Consider the following 7,053-nt stretch of genomic DNA (forward strand, 5'->3'; position numbering starts at 1 on the left):
GCAGATACAAGAGGAGATACGGTGGCGCATTTCGTGATCATGGGATGTGGCCGGGTGGGGGCAACGCTGGCGCACACGCTGGAGGATGCCGGGCATTCCGTGGCCATCATCGACCAGGACGACCGCGCCTTCCGCCGGCTCCGCCAGGGCTTCACCGGCAGGAAGGTGACCGGCATCGGCTTTGACCGCGACACCCTTAAGCAGGCCGGTGTTAGCGAGGCCTATGCTTTCGCTGCTGTGTCAAGCGGTGACAACTCAAACATCCTGGCCACGCGCGTTGCCCGCGAAACCTTCCACGTCCCGCACGTGGTGGCCCGCATTTACGACCCCGGCCGCGCCGAAATCTACCAGCGCCTGGGCATCCCCACAGTGGCCGCCGTCCGCTGGAGCGCGGACCAGGTGCTGCGCCGCATCCTTCCCGAACAGCACCTCGCCGGCGATTTCCGCGAGCCGTCCGGGCGGCTGGTCCTGGCCGAACTGGACCTGGACGCCGGCTGGGTCGGGCACCGGATCAGCAGCATCGAAAAGGCCGCCGACGTCCGCGTGGCCTACCTCACCCGCTTCGGCGAGGGCCTGTTGCCTGACGCGGGAACCGCGTACCAGGACGGGGACACCGTGCACGCCATGCTGCAGGTGGACCGCAGCGCCCAGATCGCGCAGATCCTCGCCAAAGCCCCCGCCAAGGAGTACCAGTGAAAGTCGTTATCGTCGGCGCCGGCAGCGTCGGATCATCCATCGCCCGCGAACTGCTGGCGCACAAGCACGAGATCCTCCTGATTGACCTCAAGCCGGAGGTGATTGGCCGTAGCGGGCTCCGGGGCGCCCACTGGCTGGTGGGCGACGCCTGCGAGCTCTCCACGCTGCAGGGCGCCAAGGTGGAGGACGCCGACGTGGTGGTGTCTGCAACCGGCGACGACAAAGTCAACCTGGTGGTGTCCCTGCTCGCGAAAACCGAGTTCGGCGTTGGCCGCACCGTGGGGCGGGTGAACAACCCGAAGAATGACTGGATGTTCAATGACTCCTGGGGCGTCGACGTCGCCGTCAACACTCCGCAGCTGATGACGGCCCTGGTGGAGGAAGCAGTGGAGATCGGCGACCTGGTCCGGCTGCTGACGCTGCAGACCGGGGTGGCGTCGCTGGTGGAATTCACCGTTCCCCACGACTCCCACGTCATCGGCATGACTGTCGGGGACATCCACTGGCCGGAGGACGCCACGCTGGTGGCCATCCTTCGGGACCAGGCCCCCATTACCCCCAGCCGGGACGACGTGATCGACGGCGGAGACGAACTCTTCTTCGTGACCACCATCGCCGCCGAGGACGGACTGCGGGAGTTGCTTTCCTCCGCACCGGGCAGCATCGACAGCGGGCAACAGCCGGCAGCCGACAGCCTGCCAGCCGTCCCTGGAGGCCACGGGCATGCAGCGGACGACGACGGCTTCGACGGCTAGGTCAGCGGCCGCGCCCTAACCGCGGGTGCCTGGGCCGGGAGGCCCGGGCGTCAAGCGCCGGGGGCGCAGTAGGCTGTCGCGTCAGGAGGCGGGATCCGTCTCGGGTTCAGCCTGGGCCGGCCGCGTAACCAGCCAGGCGACCCAGATGCCCAGGATGTACAGGGGCGCGCCCATGATGAGGCGCGTGGTGGCGAGGGCGGCCAGGCCATCGGCGCCCATCAGGTAGAGGGGCACCTGCACGATGAGCCGGAGCGCCAGGACGGCGACGATGATCCAGGTTCCCAGCCGGTAGGCCTTGACCCGGTCCGGTTCCTTGCGCCAGTCCAGGCCCTCGTTGCGGATGAAGCCGAAGAGCAGCCCGGCCACGGGCCATTTGACGGCAATGGACACCACCATCGCCAGGATGTACGCGGCGTTGGTGAAGAAGCCGGGGAGGTAGAAGTCCTCGGCCTTGCCGGTGGTGTTGGCCAGCCATGCTGAAATGCCGACGCCCGCCACGCCGGCCAGCGCCTGGGTCAGGGGACGACGCTGCACAAGGCGGACAACGGTGAAGACCGCAGCCGAGGCCAGGGCCGCAACCAGTGAGAGCGTGAGTTCGCGGGTGACGGTGAAGGCCACCAGGAACACCAGTCCTGGAACGATGCTTTCGGCAATGCCCTGCACTCCCCCGGCACTGCGCAGGACGTCCACCCGGCCGTCGTGGGTGCGGTGCAGGCCGGCCTTGGCGGCGTATTCGGCTGCGAGCCCTGCCACCGAAGGCTGCCCGGCAGCCTGGGGGCCGCCCTGCTGCCGGCCGCCGTTGGGGGGGTTGGCAGCGCCGGACGGCTGGTCGGGCTCTTGCGCGGTCATTGGTGCTCCTGGCTGGACAGTATCTCGTAGCGGGGATTGAAGAGGGTGGGCATGTCCTTGCCGCGGGCCAGCATTCCCTCCACCCGGATCTGCGCGCCTGCTTCGATGCCCTGCACCCGCCGCCGGCCAAGCCAGACGACGCGAAGACGTGCCGGCCTGCGCCGGGCCGGCCCTGAGGCCGGGCGTTCGGCGTCGTCCTCGATAAGGATGGCGCTGAATTCGGGGGTTCGGTCGGGAGGAACGAAGGTGACCGACTCAATGTGGCCTTGGCAGAGAACCCGCCCCTTGTCCGGCAAGTGGCCAAGTGGCGTCACTGCGCCGGCCGGCTTCGCGGTCCCGGGGTGCGGGGACTCAGCCGATTTGGGTAATTTCGGGACCACGTTCGGGCTCCTCCAGGGTGGGCGCGGCAGGCGGAGGTGCAGCAGAGGCGTCCTTGGGCAGCCGCAGCTGCAGGAGGTCGCGGGGCGGCATGGGGCTGTCCCCGCGAACTACGACGACCTGCCGGAACAGGGACTCAAGCGGCTCTGCAGCGGGGCGTTCCAGGGCTGCGGGTCCGCCCAGGACGCCGCGCAGGAACCAGCGGGGGCCGTCCACGCCGATGAACCGGGCCACCCGGTAGCCCTGGCTGCCGTCCGGGAGGCCGGCGGGCAGCTTGGCCACGAGTTCGGTGCCGAACGAGCCTTCCACCTCTTCGACCTGGCCGCCCTGGGCGCCCACGGACTGGCCAATCTGTTCGCGGATCTCGTCCCATAGGGTCTCAGTCTTGGGCGCCGCGAAGGCCTGCAGCTGGAGGCTGGAACCGTTCAGGTCCAGGGTCACGGCCACCACCCGCTGCGTTGCCTCTTCCACTTCGAGGCGCAGCTGGAGGCCCTCGCTGGGAGTGATCAGCAGGGCACCGAGGTCCACAAAGCCGTCGCGGCTGGTGATCTCTGATTCGTCGAACGGGCCGCCTGCGCGGCGCGCGTCCGGGGAGCCGGCGTCTTCGCCGGCCTCAGCGAGCGTGAGCTCTTCGGCCGGCTCCGCCGGCGGTTCGTCATTCTTTGATTTCCTGCCGAACCCAAAGACCATGGGTGACTCCTTAATTCTGAAAGTGTGCCAGTTCTCAAACCTGCCGGCCGGAACCCTGGGGGTGCCGCCGTCGTGCATGCCGGCGTGGCAGCGGACGCTGTGTGGCGCGTGTCAGGCTCCGGGAACCGTGAAACCGCCGGTGGAGCCGAAGCCACCCGTCCCGCGCACGGATCCGCTCAATTCGCTGACAGGAACGAACTGGGCGTACTCCACCCGCTGGATGACCATCTGGGCAATTCTATCGCCGCGCCGCAACTCAATCGGCTGCGAGGAGTCGGTGTTCAGGAGGGTTACCGAGATCTCGCCCCGGTAGCCCGCGTCCACGGTGCCGGGAGCGTTGACGATCGTGAGGCCGTGCTTGGTGGCCAGGCCGGAGCGGGGGTGGATCAAGGCCACGAACCCGTCTGGAAGTGCGATGGCGACTCCCGTGGGGACCAGCTTGCGCTCTCCCGGCAACAGGACCACGTCCTCGCGGGCGCGGAGGTCGGCGCCGGCGTCGCCCGGATGTGCGTAGGAGGGTGCTTCCAGTTCCGGGTCCAGCATCTTCAACTGAACCTGCAGGGTGGGGGCAGGAGCGGATAATGCTGCATCGGGGACAAGGTCTACCGTGGCGGGATGATCAGTCACAGTCACTCACTCTAACCCGCGCTCCCAAATCACTCCTAGGGAGCCGTTGCCCGGCCAACCGGGAAGCAGCCGCGACCAAGATGAAATACCCAGCCAAAGGTGGAAAGCTTGGGCTATGCCCGAATCAAGCCCGCACGCCTCCGTTCCCAGCACGCCCTCCACAGGGGCACCCGTTATCTACCGGGAGAAGCTGTGGCCGAATGCCTGGATGTGGATTATCGGAGCCGGCGTCTCCGCGGCGGGAATCCTGGTGTTCGCCCCCATCAGCATGGCGGCGGGCTATACGGCGGCTCTGGTGCTCTTTGCCATCATCGCCGTCCTCCTGGTCCTGTCAACGCCTGCCATAACCGTCACGGAGAACGCCCTCACGGTTGGAAGGGCCACCATTGAACGGCGCTTCGTTGGTGTTGTTCAGCAGTACACGTCCGGCGAAGCAACGGCGGAACGGGGCACCCGCCTGAATGGGCTCGCCTACCTGTGCATCCGTGGCTGGATCGATCCCGTGGTGAAGATCGAGATCACGGATCCGGCGGACCGAACCCCCTATTGGCTGGCCTCCACCCGCCACCCGGACCAGTTCACGGCAGCCCTGACCCGCCGCTGACACCTCCCCGGCTCCCGGGCCCGGCGCTTCACCCGCCTTTGAGCCTTGGAATCCAGCGGAAAATAACGGCGCGCCCTGCTCCTTGAGCCAATTCCGCCCCGGCGGGTGGCAGAGTTTCGGTTGATAGTAATGCCAGGGTGGAGGATTTGTATGCAGGATCTACGGCTTGTAGGCGTGCACGACGACGGGACGCATCTCCTGTTGAGCGGGGCCGGCGGCGAGATGTTCCAGCTGCCGATCGACGAGGCACTCAGGACGGCCAGCCGGTCCAAGGCCAAAATGCGGGAGGAACGGGCCGCCGTTCCGATGTCCCCCAGGGATATCCAGGCCCGCATCCGTGCCGGGGCCACCGCCGCCGATGTTGCCGAACTCTCCGGGATGCCGCTGGCCAAAGTGGAGCGCTACGAGGGTCCGGTCCTGGCGGAACGCGAGTACGTTGCCCAGCAGGCGCGGAAAGTGGAAGTTGCGGCACCCTCCCCCGGACACGACATCTACCGCTCTGCCTTCGGGGACAATCCCGCAACCTTGCAGGACATGGTTGCGCACCGCCTGTCCGCCCATGGCGTTGACCCCGCCACCGTGGAATGGGACTCGTGGCGCCGCCAGGACGGGACATGGACCGTCTCCGCAAGCTTCGAGGCCAAGACCGGCGGAACGTCGGGTATCGGGGAGGAACCTCCGGCCCTGTGGACGTTCAACCCCGCCCGGAAGACACTGCAGAACAACAACCGCTGGGCACAGCAGCTAAGCGAGCTCGAGCCGCTGGACGGCCCTGTTCCGGCACGCCGGCTCACTGCCGTGTCCGACCGCCCCTTCGATTTCGAAACCGATGCGGACTCGACCAAGGCTTCCTCCGGCGCCCAGGGCCATGTCCAGGACTCCGCCAAGGAGTCGGACGGCCTGCTGGACATGCTGCGGTCGCGGCGCGGCCAGCGGCTGGGCGTGGACGAGGATTCGGACGACGCCCTGGCAATGCTGCTGACGCACGGAGTACCGGCCGCACACCCCCGGCCGTCCGAAATTCCCGTCGAACCCGAGCCGCAGGAACCCGAGCCGCAGGACGAGCAGCCGGATACCCCCGCGGCACACCAGGGTGACTCCTTCATCAAACGCAGGGATGCCAGGCCTTCCATGCTGTCCAGGCTCAGCCTGCTTCCGCCGCACCGGGACAACCACGACGACGCGTTGCGGCTTCACGAGGGCGTCAGCACCGACACCAGGGAAATCACCATCGCAGCGTCCCCGCAGAAGCCCTCAGGTTCCACTCCTGGAGCCGGATCCGGCGGAGCAGGGCTGGACGAGCTGTTGGGGAGCAATCCCCGCCGCTCAGCCAAGCAGGACGATGCGTCCCCCTCCACGGGCCAACTTCCCGAGACCGAGGCACCGGAGCGTCCGGCGCGGCCGAAGCGGTCCAGCGTGCCGTCCTGGGATGAAATAGTCTTCGGCACCCGCAGCGACCAGTAACCCAAGAGGCTTCCGGGCCGCGGTCCTGCCCGCATATGCAGAGCCGTGCACGGGTGCTAGGATCCCCAGAACCACCACGCCCGATGCAAAGGCGCTGACACACGGGAGGTCTACTGTGCCGGACACCACCTGCCACATGTCGATGTCGCTTGACGGCTTCGTCGCCGGGCCTGACCAAAGCCGTGAGAACCCCTTGGGCAAGCGCGGACTGGAACTGCATGGCTGGCATATCGGCGATCCACGTGCCAATGACGCCGACAAGACGGCCACCGAATGGCTGATGCGCCCCCGCGGAGCCTACGTGATGGGCCGGAACATGTTCGGCCCCGTTCGGGGCGACTGGGATGAGGACTGGAAGGGCTGGTGGGGCGACGAACCGCCTTACCACGCGCCGGTTTTTGTCCTCACCCATCACCCGCACGACCCCATCCGGATGGAGGGCGGGACAACCTTCCATTTTGTCACCGATGGCTTCGACGCCGCCTACGCCGCAGCACGTGAAGCCGCCGGTGAGAATGGTGTGGACATCGCAGGTGGCGCCTCCACTGTCCGCCAAGCGCTGGCCGCAGGCGTGATCGACGAACTTACCCTCGACATTGCTCCCGTCCTGCTTGGATCGGGTGAACGGATTTTTGACGGAACGGAAGCGTTCGGTTTCGAGCCCGTTGAGGTGCTCCACTCGCCGCTCGCCACCCACATCCGCTACCGCCGGGTGGGCTAGCATCAAGCAAACAGCTCCCGATTCAACGGAGCACGTGATCAACGGAGCATGTGGGCTCCCGCGACGAGTCCAGCGGCGAGCACGTCGATAGCCCGCCAGCTGGGCCTGCTCCACGGGCATCCGAAGGTCTCCACTGGCAGCTGGAGTTGTCAGGCGTGGGCGGGGAGGAACCGTTCCAGGGCATCCTCCCAGGGGGATCCGTGGTGATGAACGACGTCGATGCTGCCCGGCCACCTTCCATCCGGCCACTTTCGGTCCGGCCAGTGGGG

General features: G+C 67.3%; 9 protein-coding genes. 5 read left to right on the forward strand and 4 right to left on the reverse strand.

Annotated features, from left to right (window positions below):
• The first annotated feature begins 21 nt into the window (after nucleotides 1-21).
• Together J2X98_RS13650 and J2X98_RS13655 are read left to right on the forward strand one after the other, a co-directional pair.
• Nucleotides 22-696 (forward strand): potassium channel family protein, encoded by a 675-nt coding sequence (locus tag J2X98_RS13650; protein ID WP_141940931.1) that lies wholly within the window; start codon nucleotides 22-24, stop codon nucleotides 694-696.
• Entirely contained in the window at nucleotides 693-1,451 is a 759-nt protein-coding gene (locus J2X98_RS13655; protein ID WP_141940930.1) for a potassium channel family protein, read from the forward strand. Before J2X98_RS13650 ends, J2X98_RS13655 begins: the two co-directional genes overlap by 4 nt.
• A gap of 81 nt (nucleotides 1,452-1,532) precedes the next feature.
• Here J2X98_RS13655 and J2X98_RS13660 read toward each other — a convergent pair whose 3' ends face one another.
• The 4 genes from J2X98_RS13660 to dut form a co-directional block, all read right to left on the reverse strand.
• Nucleotides 1,533-2,300: a DUF3159 domain-containing protein gene (locus J2X98_RS13660; RefSeq protein ID WP_307309045.1), complete on the reverse strand. Its 768-nt coding sequence runs from the start codon at nucleotides 2,298-2,300 to the stop codon at nucleotides 1,533-1,535.
• Nucleotides 2,297-2,680, reverse strand: coding sequence for a hypothetical protein (locus J2X98_RS13665; RefSeq protein ID WP_307309047.1), 384 nt, complete (start codon nucleotides 2,678-2,680; stop codon nucleotides 2,297-2,299). The genes J2X98_RS13660 and J2X98_RS13665 overlap by 4 nt, the downstream gene beginning before the upstream one ends.
• The gene (locus J2X98_RS13670) at nucleotides 2,652-3,368 is read right to left on the reverse strand and encodes a DUF3710 domain-containing protein (RefSeq protein WP_307309049.1); all 717 of its coding nucleotides are present in this window, start codon (nucleotides 3,366-3,368) and stop codon (nucleotides 2,652-2,654) included. The genes J2X98_RS13665 and J2X98_RS13670 overlap by 29 nt, the downstream gene beginning before the upstream one ends.
• A 111-nt stretch (nucleotides 3,369-3,479) precedes the next feature.
• The gene (gene dut, locus J2X98_RS13675) at nucleotides 3,480-3,995 is read right to left on the reverse strand and encodes a dUTP diphosphatase (RefSeq protein ID WP_141940927.1); all 516 of its coding nucleotides are present in this window, start codon (nucleotides 3,993-3,995) and stop codon (nucleotides 3,480-3,482) included.
• A 115-nt stretch (nucleotides 3,996-4,110) separates the two neighbouring features.
• On the opposite strand from dut, the gene J2X98_RS13680 reads away from it, so the two are divergent.
• From J2X98_RS13680 to J2X98_RS13690, 3 genes are all read left to right on the forward strand, one after another.
• The gene (locus tag J2X98_RS13680) at nucleotides 4,111-4,599 is read left to right on the forward strand and encodes a DUF3093 domain-containing protein (protein WP_141940926.1); all 489 of its coding nucleotides are present in this window, start codon (nucleotides 4,111-4,113) and stop codon (nucleotides 4,597-4,599) included.
• Nucleotides 4,600-4,749: 150 nt separating this feature from the next.
• The gene (sepH, locus tag J2X98_RS13685) at nucleotides 4,750-6,063 is read left to right on the forward strand and encodes a septation protein SepH (protein WP_307309052.1); all 1,314 of its coding nucleotides are present in this window, start codon (nucleotides 4,750-4,752) and stop codon (nucleotides 6,061-6,063) included.
• Between the two features lie 115 nt (nucleotides 6,064-6,178).
• On the forward strand, nucleotides 6,179-6,784 hold the full coding sequence (locus J2X98_RS13690) for a dihydrofolate reductase family protein (protein ID WP_307309053.1): 606 nt from the start codon (nucleotides 6,179-6,181) through the stop codon (nucleotides 6,782-6,784).
• Nucleotides 6,785-7,053 lie beyond the last annotated feature (269 nt).

Source organism: Pseudarthrobacter enclensis (assembly GCF_030811655.1).
GTDB classification, from domain to species: domain Bacteria; phylum Actinomycetota; class Actinomycetes; order Actinomycetales; family Micrococcaceae; genus Arthrobacter; species Arthrobacter enclensis_A.

Bases quoted from the DNA above. Each gene is read 5' to 3' on its own strand.
- J2X98_RS13660 (WP_307309045.1), bottom strand. From the start codon at position 2,300: ATGACCGCGCAAGAGCCCGACCAGCCGTCCGGCGCTGCCAACCCCCCC.
- J2X98_RS13670 (WP_307309049.1), bottom strand. From the start codon at position 3,368: ATGGTCTTTGGGTTCGGCAGGAAATCAAAGAATGACGAACCGCCGGCG.
- J2X98_RS13680 (WP_141940926.1), top strand. From the start codon at position 4,111: ATGCCCGAATCAAGCCCGCACGCCTCCGTTCCCAGCACGCCCTCCACA.
- sepH (WP_307309052.1), top strand. From the start codon at position 4,750: ATGCAGGATCTACGGCTTGTAGGCGTGCACGACGACGGGACGCATCTC.